Origin of the sequence: Bradyrhizobium sp. 604_D8_N2_3 (assembly GCF_051810765.1) — a bacterium.
GTDB lineage: Bacteria > Pseudomonadota > Alphaproteobacteria > Rhizobiales > Xanthobacteraceae > Bradyrhizobium > Bradyrhizobium barranii.
This window is the reverse complement of sequence record NZ_JBPWPM010000001.1, coordinates 9,098,253-9,111,857: the sequence shown is the minus strand read 5'-3', so window position 1 is coordinate 9,111,857 and position 13,605 is coordinate 9,098,253. Positions and strand designations below refer to the sequence as shown.

The 13,605-nt window shown below is 64.9% G+C and carries 14 protein-coding genes; 3 read left to right on the top strand and 11 right to left on the bottom strand.

What is annotated here, in order from left to right:
- Positions 1-117 precede the first annotated feature (117 nt).
- The 10 genes from AB7245_RS43815 to soxX form a co-directional block, all read right to left on the bottom strand.
- Complete coding sequence (locus AB7245_RS43815) at positions 118-1,326, bottom strand: MFS transporter (protein WP_439035679.1); 1,209 nt, start codon at positions 1,324-1,326, stop codon at positions 118-120.
- 149 nt (positions 1,327-1,475) lie between these two features.
- A complete protein-coding gene (locus tag AB7245_RS43810) occupies positions 1,476-1,643 on the bottom strand; it encodes a hypothetical protein (protein WP_166071036.1) in 168 nt (55 codons plus the stop codon).
- 81 nt (positions 1,644-1,724) lie between these two features.
- Entirely contained in the window at positions 1,725-2,762 is a 1,038-nt protein-coding gene (locus tag AB7245_RS43805) for an MBL fold metallo-hydrolase (protein WP_085403993.1), read from the bottom strand.
- Positions 2,763-3,010: 248 nt separating this feature from the next.
- Positions 3,011-3,466 carry a DsrE family protein gene (locus AB7245_RS43800; RefSeq protein WP_085403992.1) on the bottom strand — a complete coding sequence of 152 codons (456 nt, stop codon included), beginning with the start codon at positions 3,464-3,466 and terminating at the stop codon, positions 3,011-3,013.
- Positions 3,463-5,214 (bottom strand): thiosulfohydrolase SoxB, encoded by a 1,752-nt coding sequence (soxB, locus tag AB7245_RS43795; RefSeq protein WP_354115295.1) that lies wholly within the window; start codon positions 5,212-5,214, stop codon positions 3,463-3,465. Before soxB ends, AB7245_RS43800 begins: the two co-directional genes overlap by 4 nt.
- Positions 5,215-5,270: 56 nt before the next feature.
- The gene (locus AB7245_RS43790) at positions 5,271-5,576 is read right to left on the bottom strand and encodes a hypothetical protein (RefSeq protein WP_085403990.1); all 306 of its coding nucleotides are present in this window, start codon (positions 5,574-5,576) and stop codon (positions 5,271-5,273) included.
- Complete coding sequence (gene soxA / locus AB7245_RS43785) at positions 5,573-6,433, bottom strand: sulfur oxidation c-type cytochrome SoxA (protein WP_439035678.1); 861 nt, start codon at positions 6,431-6,433, stop codon at positions 5,573-5,575. Before soxA ends, AB7245_RS43790 begins: the two co-directional genes overlap by 4 nt.
- Positions 6,433-6,744 carry a thiosulfate oxidation carrier complex protein SoxZ gene (gene soxZ / locus AB7245_RS43780; protein WP_439035677.1) on the bottom strand — a complete coding sequence of 104 codons (312 nt, stop codon included), beginning with the start codon at positions 6,742-6,744 and terminating at the stop codon, positions 6,433-6,435. Before soxZ ends, soxA begins: the two co-directional genes overlap by 1 nt.
- A gap of 10 nt (positions 6,745-6,754) precedes the next feature.
- On the bottom strand, positions 6,755-7,240 hold the full coding sequence (soxY, locus tag AB7245_RS43775; protein WP_063985941.1) for a thiosulfate oxidation carrier protein SoxY: 486 nt from the start codon (positions 7,238-7,240) through the stop codon (positions 6,755-6,757).
- A gap of 37 nt (positions 7,241-7,277) precedes the next feature.
- Complete coding sequence (soxX, locus tag AB7245_RS43770; RefSeq protein WP_085404086.1) at positions 7,278-7,634, bottom strand: sulfur oxidation c-type cytochrome SoxX; 357 nt, start codon at positions 7,632-7,634, stop codon at positions 7,278-7,280.
- Positions 7,635-7,880: 246 nt separating this feature from the next.
- Here soxX and AB7245_RS43765 point away from each other — a divergent pair, with 246 nt between their 5' ends.
- A complete protein-coding gene (locus tag AB7245_RS43765) occupies positions 7,881-8,555 on the top strand; it encodes a DUF938 domain-containing protein (RefSeq protein ID WP_085403988.1) in 675 nt (224 codons plus the stop codon).
- A gap of 121 nt (positions 8,556-8,676) precedes the next feature.
- Here AB7245_RS43765 and AB7245_RS43760 read toward each other — a convergent pair whose 3' ends face one another.
- Complete coding sequence (locus tag AB7245_RS43760) at positions 8,677-10,743, bottom strand: prolyl oligopeptidase family serine peptidase (protein ID WP_085403987.1); 2,067 nt, start codon at positions 10,741-10,743, stop codon at positions 8,677-8,679.
- A gap of 186 nt (positions 10,744-10,929) precedes the next feature.
- Here AB7245_RS43760 and AB7245_RS43755 point away from each other — a divergent pair, with 186 nt between their 5' ends.
- Both AB7245_RS43755 and AB7245_RS43750 read left to right on the top strand, forming a co-directional pair.
- Positions 10,930-12,177, top strand: a complete 1,248-nt coding sequence (locus tag AB7245_RS43755) for an MFS transporter (protein ID WP_038942180.1) — start codon at positions 10,930-10,932, stop codon at positions 12,175-12,177.
- Positions 12,178-12,354: 177 nt separating this feature from the next.
- Complete coding sequence (locus AB7245_RS43750; RefSeq protein ID WP_085403986.1) at positions 12,355-13,587, top strand: MFS transporter; 1,233 nt, start codon at positions 12,355-12,357, stop codon at positions 13,585-13,587.
- The last annotated feature ends 18 nt before the right edge of the window (positions 13,588-13,605 follow it).

Sequence of the window (13,605 nt, the reverse complement as noted above, 5' to 3'; positions counted from 1 at the left end):
GACCCATAACCACAGGGAGTAGTGTCGCGAAGACTCGGAGTGACCAGCTTCGCGCGACGATTGCTCCCTGTGGTTATGGGTCCCTGCTTTTAGCAGGGACGACGACTGAATTCTTGGCTATGCCTTGGCTTGCGGCTTCCGCTCCGTCAACGGCGACAGCACCACGGTTGCGACCATGAAGATCACGGACGCCCCGAACACCCAGTGTGGCGCGCTCTGGTCCATGATCCAGCCGAACAGCAGCGGGCTGACGATGCCGCCGAGATTGAAGCCGGTGGAGACGATGCCGAAGGCGCGACCCGCGGCGCCAGGAGGCGCGGCGTTGCGCACTAGCATGTCCCGCGACGGCGCGATCACGCCGGAGAGGAAGCCCGCAGTCGCCATCGTGACGGTCAAAGCCCAGCCCGGCAGTGTCACCAGCGCGATCAGCAGCACGATCAGCGCATTTGCGGCAAAGCAGGCGGCTGCGACATAGCCATGGCGCTCGGTGTAATCAGCGAGGAAGCCGCCGGCGAGCACGCCCACAGCGCTGGAGCCGAGAAACGCCGTCAGCGCGACGTTGGCGGCGGAGTAGGACGCACCGTAGCCGCTCATCAGCGCCACCACGCCGAAATTGTTGATGCCGGCGACCGACAGGCTGAGCAGCATGAACAGCGCGGTGAGCGTGATCAGCGCCGGCGTGATCACGGCCTGCTTCGGCGCATTTTCGTTGCCCGGCTTGGTCTTGTGCGCGCCGGCATCGGGAATGTTCATGACGACCAGCAGCAGGGCCACCAGCACGGCGATCGCGCCCGACGCGATCAGCGCACCCGTGCCGCCGGAGACGGTGACGAGCGCCGCGACGATCGCCGGCGCCACGGCGCCGCCGAGATAGCCGGCAAAGGTGTGGACCGAGAAGGCGCGGCCCATCCGCGCCTCATCCATGTGCTCGGCCAGGATGGCGTAGTCGGCGGGGTGGTAGACGCTGTTGGCGAGACCCAGCAGCACCGCGCAGGCAATCAGCGAGGCATAGCTGAGGTGCAGGCCGAGCAGGATCAGCGCGAAGCCGCCGAGCGCGAGCCCGCCCAGCAGGATTCTGCGCGCGCCAAAATGGTCGACGAGATAGCCTGTCGGCGCCTGCGTCAGGCCGGATACGACCGCAGAGACGGTGAGCGCGAAGCCGAGCTCGATATAGCCGACGCCGAGCTGGCTCTTCAGGAACGGAAACAGCATCGGCAGGACCAGCAGATGGAAATGGCTGACCCAATGCGCGATCGAAATCCCGGTCAGCGTGCGCAGCGCGCTGTCCGCCTTGCCTTGTTGCGGTGCGGCGAGAACGTCGACCATTGCAGTTCCGTTTCACGTCCTAAAGGGGGACGCGCAAACTATCGGGCAGAGCCGTTATTTGTCCATGAACGCGGGCGCATGGCAGGTAGCGCGGGTGGGGCGCCGCGATCTGGGGGAGGGAACGCACCGTTCGTGGGGCAGGCTTCAACTCACAACGGCTCGTCATCCGAACCGTAGCGGTCGCGTTTCGGCGTCGCGATGTCGCCGTCGTCGTAATCGTCGTCGTCGAGCGGAGGCGAGGGCTTCTTCGCCTTGTCGTCCGCTTGCTTGTTATCAGCGACTTTGGGCGGCTTGCGCGGCTTGGCGGTCTTGGCCATGGGTGATCCCGGATGGTGATGCGTCATCCGCTTCTACCCCGAAAATATGTGCGGTTCCTGACTTACCGCAAGAAGGGGGCGTCAGTGCACCACAGGCCCGCCAGCCTTCTTCCAGGCATCGATGCCGCCGGCGATGTGGGCAGTGTTGCTGAGGCCGGCTTCCTTGGCGGCGGCGACAGCCATCGCCGAGCGTTCGCCGAAGGCGCAGAAGAACACGACGCGGCGGCCGGTGGCGGCCGCGACCTCGCGCAGCATGCCGCCGGGCTTCAGACTGTCTTCAACGGACGGATAGGGCGTATGCAGCGCGCCTTCGAGCATGCCGTGCTTCATCCGCTCATTGGTCTCGCGCAGATCGACCAGCAGGATATCGGGACGGCCGAGCGAGCGGATCGCCTCGACGGCGCTGACTGCGCGGCCCTCTTTTTCCAGCTCCTCCTGATGCAGGCCGACATGCATGTTGGCGGGCACCGCGACGTCCATCATCTTCGGATTGGGCAGCTTCAGGTTTGCCATCAGCTCGATATATTCGTCGACCGAACGCACCTGGAGCCGCGGATTGTAGCGCTTCTCCTCGCCGATGGTGGAGACCGTGTCGCCCTTGTAGTCATGCGCCGGGAACACCATCGTCTCGTCCGGCAGCTTGAGCAGGCGGTTGAAGATCGACTCGTATTGCGCGCGCGACGAGCCGTTCTGGAAATCGGTGCGGCCGGTGCCGCGGATCAGAAGCGTGTCGCCGGTGAAGACGCGGTCGCCCATCAGATAGGAGTAGGAATCGTCGGTGTGGCCGGGCGTGTACATCACGTCGAGCGACAGGCCCTCGATCGTCACCTTGTCGCCGTCGGCGACCCGCATCGCCACCACGTCGGCCTTGGTCTGGTCGCCCATGACGGTCATGCAATGGGTGCGGTCGCGCAGCTCGCCGAGGCCGGTGACGTGATCGGCATGCAGATGGGTGTCGACGGCTTTCACCAGCTTGAGGTCGAGCTCGCGCAGCAGCTGGCAGTAGCGATCGACCTTCTCAAGCACGGGATCGAGGATCAGCGCCTCGCCGCCGGGGCGGCTGGCGAGGACATAGCTGTAGGTGCCCGAAACGCTGTCGAAGAGCTGGCGAAAGATCATGGCAAGACCCGGCGTGGATTGGTTTCCAGTTCTTACTACGCCACGGGTCAAAAAGAGAAGCAAGTCACTGTGTAGGGAGCAAAACAGGGAATATTATTTTACGTAGCTGTTCCGCGGCGTCATGGCCGGGCTTGTCCCGGCCATCCACGGCTAGCCACGCGGCACGAAGAACGTGGATGCCCGGGACAAGCCCGGGCATGACGACCACTCGTGAATGCCTGCGATTGCCCTCCATATGACGGGAGCGCTTACGGCCGCACCACCGTGTACCCATTCTCCGCCAGGAACAGGATCTGCCCGACGCCCACCTGCACCGGCGTCGCCGCCGGAATGAACTCCGGCCGGTTTCCGGTCTCCCGCTCGATCGTGTCGACCGTGTTGAGGCAGATATCGAAGCGCACGCCCTGTACGATCAGGCTTTCGACCTGCTTGCGGCGTTCGCTGCCGGTGAACAGGAGATCAATGCCGGGGCCGAACGCCACCACCTCGATCGCGACCTTGTCGGGATCGTAGGCCTTCAGGAGATTGTTGGCGACGCTCAGCACCAGCGCATGCTTCTTCGCATCGCCGTCGGAGAGCTGAAGCACGATTTTGTGCTCGGCGAACGGCTTGTCCTGGAGCGGCACCTGCTGTGCCGAGGCCCATGGCGTGGCGAAGGCGAACGTCGCCAGCAGCATCGCGCGACAGATTTGCCACCGCATCATCCCTGTCCTGCAATGCCTGGATTGCCCTCGACGCCCTTCAGCGTCACGCCGGAGCCGAGCCGCTCCTGAAACATCCGGCCCGAGCGCAGATATTTGGCGACGACATCCCACACCGGTGCGCCCTGCTGGCCGTTGACCGAGGCCCAGCCCGCGACCTTGTAGCGGTGGCTCGCGCTGAGCGCCTTGCCGCCATTGAGCTTCAGCTCGGAGATGCGGCTGCCGACCGCATCGGTCGGCGTGCAGGTGTAGCTGAGCCCGCCGGCGCGCACCATGTCGCCGCCCTGCTGGTAATAGGGGTCGGGGTTGAAGAGGTTGTCGCAGATGTCTTCCAGCACCTCCTTGATCTGGGCGCCGGTCATCTCCTGCACATAGGTCTCGGGATAGGTGATCGCGGTTTCCGCGAGCACATCCTCCATGGTCAGCGGCTGGCCGGACAGTGCGGTGACGCCCCAGCGGAAGCCCGGCGACAGCGCGATCTCGGCATCGAGCTCGCTGCGTAGCGCGGTGCAGATCAGCTCGTCGACGGGGCCGGCGAAATTGTCGCGGCGATACAGCAGGCGGTCGGGCGTTGCGATCTTCTCCGACCAGTCGGTCACATGCGGCGCGCGCACCCGGCCGATCAGCTCGGCCATGCCAGGGTCGGGCTTCAGCAGCTCGGAATAGACCGGCAGCAGATGGTACCTGACATCGCCGACCTTGCCCTTGTCGAGCGCGAGATCGAGGACGCCCAGAAATTTTCCGTTGGAGCCGGCATTGGTGACGAGCGTCGTGCCGCTGGCGTTCTTCACTGCGATTGGCTGCGGGATTGCATCATGGGTATGGCCGCCGAGGATGACGTCGATGCCGGTGACGCGGCTCGCGAGCTTGAGATCGACGTCCATGCCGTTGTGCGACAGCAGGACGACTGCATCGACCTTCTCGGTGCCGCGCAAGGCATCGACATGCTTCTGCAACTCCTCCTCGCGGATGCCAAAAGTCCAGTCCGGCGTGAACCGCTTGGGATGCGCGATCGGCACATAGGGGAAGGCCTGGCCGATGATCGCAACGCGATGGCCGCCGAGCTCCTTGATCATCGAAGGCTTGAACACGCGCCCGCTCGCCTTGTCGAAAGCGGGGGCGTCGTTGAACGCGGCCTCCTCGGTCAGGAAGACGTTCTGCGCCAGAAACTCGCCCTTGAAGCGCTCGAGATTGTCGCGCAGCGCCTGCTCGCCATAGGTGAATTCCCAGTGCCCGGTCATCGCCTCGATGCCGAGCAGATTGGCGACCTCGACCATGTCGCGGCCCTGCATGATGTTGGCAAGCCCGGTGCCCTGCCAGAGGTCGCCGCCGTCGACGAGCACGGAGTGCTTTTCGCCGGCATCGCCGCGCAAGCGATCGATCAGTGTCTTCAGATGCGCGAAGCCGCCGAGCTTGCCGAAGCGGCCCGCGGACTTCTCGAACTCGAAACAGCTGAAGGCATAGGCATCGGCGCTGTCGGAGCGGATGCCGAACCGCTCGAGGAAAGCGCGGCCAACCAGATGCGGCGGCCGTCCCGCCATCTCGCCGATGCCGATATTTACGCTGGGCTCGCGGACATAGACCGGGTTGAGCTGCGCATGCGTGTCGGTGGTGTGCAGGATGCGCGCATTGCCGAACCGCTCGAGGTCGTAAATGCTCGCGGTCTCGGCGCCGCGCGCGAGCCGCGGCAGGCTGAGCGATGTGGCGACAGCAGCGGTGCTCTTCAGGAAATCGCGGCGGCGGATGGCCATCCAGAAATTCTCCGCGCCTCTCAACGGCAATTCGACGGTTCCACGAGATTTTTAGTCTAGCGGATTTCCATCGCCTTCCACGCCTCTTTTTCTGACGTCGCCTGGAAGATCGAGGCCTTCGCCAGCGCCTCGGCCTCCTTCGAAGCGGCAACCGCGCGGTCGAAATCGCCGCCGTCGGCCGCCTTCTTGGCTGCCGCCAGCGCAGATACGGTCACGGTCCACTGGTTGCGCATGCCGGCTGCCTCCTTGGAGGCGGCCTCCGCAGCGGCATAGGCCGCCTTGTAGTCCGCCTCGTTTGCCGCGCGCGCTGCTGGCGCGAGGCTCAATGCGAGCACCATGGCGAGAGGAAGTGACAGCTTCATGGCCGCGCTCCCGGCCCTGAAATCGGTAGGCCGTTGGCGACGTAGGACAGGAAATATTCGACGTCGCGATATTCATCGGCCTGCGGCTCCAGCGGAACCGCGCGGGTCTGGCTGTTGCAGGTGACGAAGCGGCGGCTGGTGGTGCCCATGCCGCTCCATTCGGAGCGGTAGATCGGCATCGCGTTCAGAATGCCGAGTGCCGGCGCCAGGATCTCGGCGCGAATGCGCTCGCCCGGGCTCTGCACATGGCAGCTCGCGCAGGAGAAATTCATCTGGCCGCGGCGCGTGTAGAAGTAGCGCTTGCCGTTCTCGTACGCGGCGAGCGCACGGGGATCATCGGGAATCTTGATGTCCATCGGCTTGCCGCGCGAGGTGAACGCCATGTAGGCGGTGAGCGAAGCCATCTCGTCCTTGACGTAGGAGTAGGGCGCCTCGCCATTGGCCTCACGGCAGCGGTTGAGCGCGAGCTCCAGCGTGACGACCTTGCCTTCCCCAGTGTCGAAGTAAGGATAGTTCTGGCGGATGCCGATGCCGCCGTTCGGGAAGCAGTCGGCATAGGTCTTGCCGTTCTTGAACGGGGTCGCGAACATCTCCTTGCCGGCGTCGAGCGCGAACTCGTAGGGCGGGAATTCCTCCTTCTCCTGCCACTGCCGCTTCATGTCCTCGTTCATCGAATAGGGACCGTTGACGAAATCGTCGTGCTTCACGGTCGGAAACTTCTGGAAGAAGAAGTTCTGGAACGCTTTCGCATCGGCAACGGGATCGACCTTGTCGGCCGCGATGACGCGCGGAGAGGTAAGGGCGAACGCGACCAGCGTGGCGCTCAACGAACCAAGGAGAAAGAAGCGGGCATTCATCACGAAATCTTCGCGGTGGTCGTGTCCGAACCGCCCTTGTTGTCGGTCCAGGAGACCTTGAGGTCGTCGCCCTTCTTGGCGCCTTTGAAGCTGAACTTGACGTAGGGGTCCTTCGAGACCGCGGTGCCCCACTCGGCGACGAAGACGCCCTTGCCGTTACATTCGAACTTCAGTCGCTGGATGAAGTGCGCCGGAATCACCTCGCCCTTGGCGTCCTTGACCAGGCCGGTGTCCATGGGGTGCTGGATCAGCACCTGCACCTCGGTGATGTCGCCGTTGGCCGTGGCGCGGACGCGAATGCTGGATGCCATCTAACTTCTCCTAACCGCCGCAGCCGCCGACCGTGACTTTGACTTCCTTGGTCGCGCTGTAGAGCTTGCCGTCGGCTTCCACGATCGCGGTCACGTTGGTGGTCTTCGCCATCTTCAGGCGGTTGGCGACAGCAGGGATCGTGCCATCGGGAATCTTGTAGCTCGCCGCGAGCGCGCTCGGATTCTCGGCCACGAAGAACGAGATCGAGGTGACCTTGTCGAGCGTCGTCGTCACCGAGATCGGCACCACGCCGCCGTTCTCGGCGATCTCGGGCGCATCGAGCTTGACCTTGTCGGACGGCTCGGCGGTCTTGCCGTAGAGCGCCTTGATCGCGTCCGCCTCGCTCTTCTGCTTGAACGCTTCTTCCGGATATTTGTCGTTGGCCGCTGCACGCGCGGGCGCGAACGGCAGGTTGCCGAGGCCGAGCAGCGCGACGCCGGCTGCGCCCTGAAGGATCAGGCGCCGCGTCGGATGAGGGCCGGTGGTGATGGTCATCTCAAATCTCCTGGACATTCTCTTGGCGTGCCGGCGGTCACAGGGTCTGGAGGAAATCAACGATCGCGTTGATCTCCTGCTCGGTCAAAATCCGGTTCCGGCCGAACGGCGGCATCATGGTCTGCGGATTGCGCTTGGTCTCGTCGAAGATGATCGCGACCAGCTCGTTGCGATCAGGGTATTTTGACTTGATGTCCTTGAGCTCCGGTCCGATCGTGCCCGGCAGGTCGCCGCCCTTGATGACGTGGCAGGTCAGGCAATTGCCCTTGCCGCGGTCGAAGGCGAGCTTCTGGCCGTCAGCCACGGCGGATTGCGCCCGCGCGGGGCCTGCGGCAAGGCCGGCGGCGATCGCCAGCAGGACGTAAAGGACGGGCGTCCGTGGAAAGGCGGTCAAGGCGTCATTCCGAGGCGTTATGTCGATGATCTCGTTCGCGGAAATATAGTGTTCCAAAGCACAAAGGGCATCGGCTGACAATCAAGACTATGCGCGCGGCAAAATGGAGTTAATATCTTCCGCATTGCAACTAAAGAGCTTATTTGTCCGGCGGATTCGGGCCAGGAGCGCTGGCCGGCTGTTTTCGGGGCGTTTGGGCGCCCATCGTGTTTTTTTCCCGTTCTCGTTTTTTCAAGGGGACCTCAATTGGCTGAATATGTCGTCGAATTTGGCAGGGACGGCGGACGGGTGGAGTCGGATGGGCGGCTCGATGCACCGGCATTTCATCGCAATCACGAGCCGCTCTGGGCGGCGCTGGAAAAGCATCTCGCAGGCCTGACCGGCAACGTGGTCGAGCTCGGCAGCGGAACCGGCCAGCACGTCGTCCATTTCGCGCAGCACACGCCCGGCCTGATCTGGTGGCCGAGCGACCTCAACCAGCGCCACCTCAAGAGCATCGAGGCTTGGCGCGTTCATTCGGGCCTGCAAAACATCCGCTCGCCCCTGCGGATCGATCTCACCGACCCTGACTGGTGCCCGGAGATGCGAAGCGGGCAGGGCCCGACGAGTCTTGCCGCATTGTTCTGTGCCAACGTCATCCACATCGCACCGTGGAGCGTGGCCGAGGGCCTGTTCGCCGGCGCCGGCCGTTACTTGCGGGCCGACGGCAAGCTGTTCCTCTACGGCCCGTTCAAGCGCGACGGCAAGCACACCGCGCTCAGCAATGCCGTGTTCGACACCTCCTTGCGCGAAGGCAATCCCGAATGGGGCGTGCGTGATATCAGCGACGTCGAGACGCTCGCCCGCGGAGCCAGCCTTCGCCTCGTCGACACGATCGAGATGCCGGCGAACAATCTGACGCTGGTGTTTTCGCGGAGCTAATTCGGGTCGTCGTCATGCCCGGGCCTGTCCCGGGTATCCACGTTCTTCGAGTGGCAAGGCAAGGCGTGGATGGCCGGGTCAAGCCCGGCCATGACGATGTGGAGGCGTCAGCGTCCAAGCGCTAGCCTTCATCCTTCCACCCGATCCTGTCCTTCAAGAACCGGAAGCCGATCACCTCGAAGCCGGCGCGCTCCTTGTTGTCCTTGCCGTAGCCGTGGCCGCCGGCTTCCGGTTCGTAGAACCAGGCCTCGTAGCCCATCGCCTGCAGCTTTGCGGCCATCTTGCGCGCGTGGCCGGGATGAACGCGGTCGTCGCGCCGTGTCGTGGCGATCAGGATCGACGGATAGGACTGGCCGGCCTTCACGTTGTGATAGGCCGAGTAGGTCTTCAGCCACTCCCACTCTTCAGGTTTGTCAGGGTCGCCATATTCCGCGATCCAGCTTGCGCCCGCGAGCAGTTTTGTGTAGCGGCGCATGTCGATCAGCGGGATGGTGCAGAACAGCGCGCCGAAGCGCTCGGGGTAGCGCACCAGCATGTTGGTGATGAGGATGCCGCCGTTCGACCCGCCTTGCGCCGCGATCCGCTTTGGCTTGGTCACGCCGCGTCGCACGAGATCGGCCGCAACGGCCGCGAAATCGTCGTGCGAGAGTTTCTTGCCGGCGAGCCGGCCGGCATCGTGCCAGCGGGTGCCGAACTCGCCGCCGCCGCGCAAATTCGCCTGCACGATGGTGCCGCCGCGCTCGAGCCACAGCTTGCCGAGCGAGGGGTTGTAGTACGGCTTCACCGCATGGGCGAAGCCGCCATAGGCGCTCATATAGACCGGCGCATCGCCGGTCTCGCCGGCGGGACCCGTCTGCACATAGGGAATGCGCTCGCCGTCGACCGAGATCGCCTCGTGCTGTGTGACCACGAGGCCGTCGGCGGTGAACGTCTTCGGCGCCTGCTTCAGCACGGTCGGGCTTGCGACGCCGCGCTCCAGCAACAGCAGTGACGGCGGCGTGAGCGGATCCTGCACATTGGCGAGCAGGTCGCCATTGCTCTCCGACGGATGGCGATCGAGCGGCCAGATGTCGACGACGCCAATCTCGGGGAGGCCGGGAAGCGTCTCGCGGCTCCAGCCCGCGGCTGACGGCGTGCAGATCTCGAAGCGCGGCCTGAGCTCGTCGAGGATCGACAGCACCAGCTTGCCGCCCGCCCAGAACAAGCCTTGCAGAGCGCGCCGCGGCGCGGGCTCGAACAGGACCGCGAAATCGCGGTGGCCTGCGAGGAACGCGGAGAGCGAGATGCCGAGCACGGTGTCGGTGGGATAGGTCCGCCCCTCGACCTGCCAGTCCTTGCGCAGCTTCATCGCGAACCAGTCGCCATGCGCCTGCATCCAGATGCCGGTCGGCAGATCGAGCTTCGTCGTCGTGCCGGCCGCATCGCGCAGCCAGATGGCGTGATTGAAGAAGTCGATCTGGTCGACGATCCAGACCCGTGGCGCCGGTCCCGTGTCGTCGGCCATGCCTGACATCGCCATGTGATCAGCCGTGGTCTCGAGGATCGTTTGCGCCTGATCGACAGGCTGGCCGCGCCGCCACACGCGAACGGTCCGCGAATATCCGGAAGTCGTCGCCATGCCCTCGCCATGGGCGCTCGACAGCAGCAGCGTATCGGCATCGATCCAGTCCACGCCGCCCTTGGCCTCCGGCAGCGTAAATCCGTCCGCAACGAAGCTCTTCGTGTCGAGGTCGAATTCCCGCAAGGTGACGGCGTCGCTGCCGCCGCGCGACAGGCTCAGAATCGCCCGCGAGTGTCCCGGCATCGTGGCGATCCCGCTCAGCAGCCAGTCCTCGCCTTCGCTCGCCGCGAGCTGGTCGATGTCCAGCATGATCTCCCACGCCGGATGCGGTTTGCGAAATTCCGCCAGCGTGGTTTGCCGCCACAGGCCGCGCGGGTTGGCGGCATCCTTCCAGAGATTGTGAAGATCATCTCCGCGCCGGCTGACATAGGGGATGTTGTCGGGACGATCGTAGATCGCCGCGAGGACATCGCGGTCGCGCTCGAAGGCCGCGCCCCCGAACGCGGCGAGCGTCAGTTGATTCTGCCGCGCGACGAAATCGAGCGCCTGCTTGCCTTCGATCTCCTCCAGCCAGAGCCAGGGATCGTCGTCGGGAGCGCTGAGCGTGGGCCGGTCGTCGACGGACATGAACGATACTCCTGCAGGTCGCGGCGGATAGGATTTGATCGAGCGCAAGCCGTCAATAGCGCGGGCCGGTATCATCCGCCCGATTGCGTCAGAGGCATGGCCTGCGCCCGTTTGCGCCGGTTGCCCGCCCTCCCACGCCCCTCCATAGTGCCGGGAATCAACAAGTCCTCTCGGGCGGAAATGCCGATGTTAGACGTGACTACAGCCCACGAAATCGCTGCCGACGCCCGCGTGCGTGCCAATGTGGTGCGCCTTGCGGCGGCGCAGGCGCTGACCGGCGCCAACTCGGCCGTGATCTTCGCCACCGGCTCGATCGTCGGCGCGACGCTCGCGCCCGACATGTCGTTCGCGACGGTGCCGATCTCGATGTATGTGCTGGGGCTCGCCGCCGGCACGCTGCCGACCGGTGCGATCTCGCGCCGCTTCGGCCGCCGCGCGGCCTTTATCGTCGGCACGGGTCTGGGCACGCTCACCGGCCTGTGCGGCTCGTTCGCGATTTTGCATGCGTCGTTCGCGCTGTTTTGCGTCGCGACCTTCCTCGGCGGCCTCTACGGCGCGGTGGCGCAATCCTATCGCTTCGCCGCCGCCGACGGCGCGAGCGCGGCCTACCGGCCGAAAGCTGTGTCCTGGGTGATGGCGGGCGGCGTGTTCGCCGGCGTGCTCGGTCCGCAGCTCGTGCAATGGACCATGGACGTCTGGTCGCCCTATCTGTTCGCCTTCAGCTTCCTGGTGCAGGCTGCGGTCGCGCTGGTCGCGATGGGCATCGTCGCCGGCGTCGACATGCCGAAGCCGGCACCGGCAGATCTGCACGGCGGCCGGCCGCTGCTCGACATCGTGACCCAGCCGCGCTTCATCGCGGCCGCGCTGTGCGGCGTCATCTCCTATCCCATGATGAATTTGGTGATGACCTCGGCGCCGCTCGCCATGAAGATGTGCGGCCTCAGTGTCAGCGATTCCAATTTCGGCATTCAATGGCACATCGTTGCCATGTACGGGCCGAGTTTCTTCACCGGCGCGCTCATTGCGCGTTTCGGCGCGCCCAAGATCGTCGCCGCCGGCCTGCTGCTGGAGGCCGTGGCCGCCGGCATCGGTCTCTCCGGCCTCACCGCGATGCATTTCTGGGCCACGCTGATCGTGCTCGGTGTCGGCTGGAATTTCTCCTTCATCGGCGCCTCCGCGCTGGTGCTGGAGACGCACCGTCCGCAGGAGCGCAACAAGGTGCAGGCCTTCAACGATTTCCTGGTGTTCGGCATGATGGCGATCGGCTCGTTCTCCTCCGGCCAGCTGCTGGCGAATTACGGCTGGTCGGCGGTGAACATGGTGGTGTTCCCGCCGGTGGTGCTCGGCCTTGCCGTGCTCTCGCTGGCGTCCTGGGCCCGCCGCCGCAAGGCGCGGCTGGACGCGGCGATGGGCGAATTCCCGGATGCGATCTGAGTTGGCAGGAGACTGTCAGCAGCGTTGATATTTCGATCCAGGTCGAAGTGATTTTCGGGTGAAGGGCTATTTAGATGTCGTCATGGCCGGGCTTGTCCCGGCCATCCACGTCTTTGCTACGTCGAAGGAAGAACGTGGATGCCCGGGACAGGCCCGGGCATGACGGAGTAAGCGCCAATGCTCGATAACCCTCAACAGCCCAGGATCGACGAATCCGCGCTCCGCTACGAAGGCTGGCGCATCGTCGCGGTCTGCTTCCTGCTCGCGACCTTCGGCTGGGGGCTCGGTTTCTACGGCCAGAGCGTCTATGTCGCCGAGCTCCAGCGCGCGCGGGGCTGGCCGGCCTCGCTGATCTCCTCGGGCACGACGTTCTTCTATCTGTTCGGCGCGCTGCTCGTCGTCTTCGTTGGCGAGGCCGTCAGAAAATATGGCCCGCGGCTCTGCCTGATCGCCGGCACGCTGGCGATGGCGGCGGCCGCGGTCGCGATCGGCGCGGTGCGCGAGCCCTGGCAGCTCTATCTCGCCGACGCCGTGCTCGCCCTCGGCTGGGCCGGCACCAGTCTCGCCATGATCACCAACACGATCAGCCTGTGGTTCGACCAGAAGCGCGGCATGGCGATCAGCCTGGCGCTGAACGGCGCCAGTTTCGGCGGCATCGTCGGCGTGCCGCTGCTGGTGACCCTGATCGGCCACATCGGCTTCGCCAGCGCGATGTACGCCGCCGCCGGCGCCATGCTGGTATTGCTGCTGCCGGTGATCCTCCTTCTCGTCGGCCGGCCGCCCGATCTTCACGGCTGGTACGCGACGGCGAAGGCCAGGCCGCAATCGTCGACGGAGATCCGCGCATGGGCGTTGCGCGACGTCGGCTTTCTCACGGTGACGATTGCGTTCGCGCTGGTGCTGTTCGCGCAGGTCGGCTTCATCGTGCACCTGATCTCGTTCCTCGATCCCGTGATCGGCCGCGAGCGCGCGGCGGTGGCGGTCGCGGTGCTGACCGCGATGGCAGTGATCGGCCGCGTGCTGTTCTCGATGGTGATCGACCGCCTCAACCAGCGGCTTGCCTCGGCGCTGTCGTTCCTCAGCCAGGCGGCGGCGCTTTGCGTCGTCATCAATTTGCACAACGACTATGCGCTGATCGCGGCTTGCGCGGTGTTCGGCTTCTCGGTCGGCAATCTCATCACGCTGCCGTCGCTGATCGTGCAGCAGGAATTCGACTCCGCCTCGTTCGGCGTGCTGATCAGCCTGAATACGGCGATCAACCAGGTGACCTATGCGTTCGGCCCGGGCGTCGTCGGCTTCCTGCGAGATCTCTCGGGCGGCTATACGCTGCCGTTCTATCTCTGTATCGCGCTGGAGGTGGCGGCCGCGGCGCTGATCATGGTGCGGGGGAAGCCAAAAGCGAAGCTCTAGTAGGGTGGGCAAAGGCGC

Bases quoted from the DNA above. Each gene is read 5' to 3' on its own strand.
- AB7245_RS43810 (WP_166071036.1), bottom strand. From the start codon at position 1,643: ATGGCCAAGACCGCCAAGCCGCGCAAGCCGCCCAAAGTCGCTGATAAC.
- AB7245_RS43755 (WP_038942180.1), top strand. From the start codon at position 10,930: ATGTTAGACGTGACTACAGCCCACGAAATCGCTGCCGACGCCCGCGTG.
- soxB (WP_354115295.1), bottom strand. From the start codon at position 5,214: ATGGCCATCCGCCGCCGCGATTTCCTGAAGAGCACCGCTGCTGTCGCC.
- soxZ (WP_439035677.1), bottom strand. From the start codon at position 6,744: ATGGCATCCAGCATTCGCGTCCGCGCCACGGCCAACGGCGACATCACC.
- soxA (WP_439035678.1), bottom strand. From the start codon at position 6,433: ATGAATGCCCGCTTCTTTCTCCTTGGTTCGTTGAGCGCCACGCTGGTC.
- AB7245_RS43805 (WP_085403993.1), bottom strand. From the start codon at position 2,762: ATGATCTTTCGCCAGCTCTTCGACAGCGTTTCGGGCACCTACAGCTAT.
- AB7245_RS43815 (WP_439035679.1), bottom strand. From the start codon at position 1,326: ATGGTCGACGTTCTCGCCGCACCGCAACAAGGCAAGGCGGACAGCGCG.
- AB7245_RS43760 (WP_085403987.1), bottom strand. From the start codon at position 10,743: ATGTCCGTCGACGACCGGCCCACGCTCAGCGCTCCCGACGACGATCCC.
- AB7245_RS43750 (WP_085403986.1), top strand. From the start codon at position 12,355: ATGCTCGATAACCCTCAACAGCCCAGGATCGACGAATCCGCGCTCCGC.
- AB7245_RS43790 (WP_085403990.1), bottom strand. From the start codon at position 5,576: ATGAAGCTGTCACTTCCTCTCGCCATGGTGCTCGCATTGAGCCTCGCG.
- AB7245_RS43800 (WP_085403992.1), bottom strand. From the start codon at position 3,466: ATGATGCGGTGGCAAATCTGTCGCGCGATGCTGCTGGCGACGTTCGCC.
- soxY (WP_063985941.1), bottom strand. From the start codon at position 7,240: ATGACCATCACCACCGGCCCTCATCCGACGCGGCGCCTGATCCTTCAG.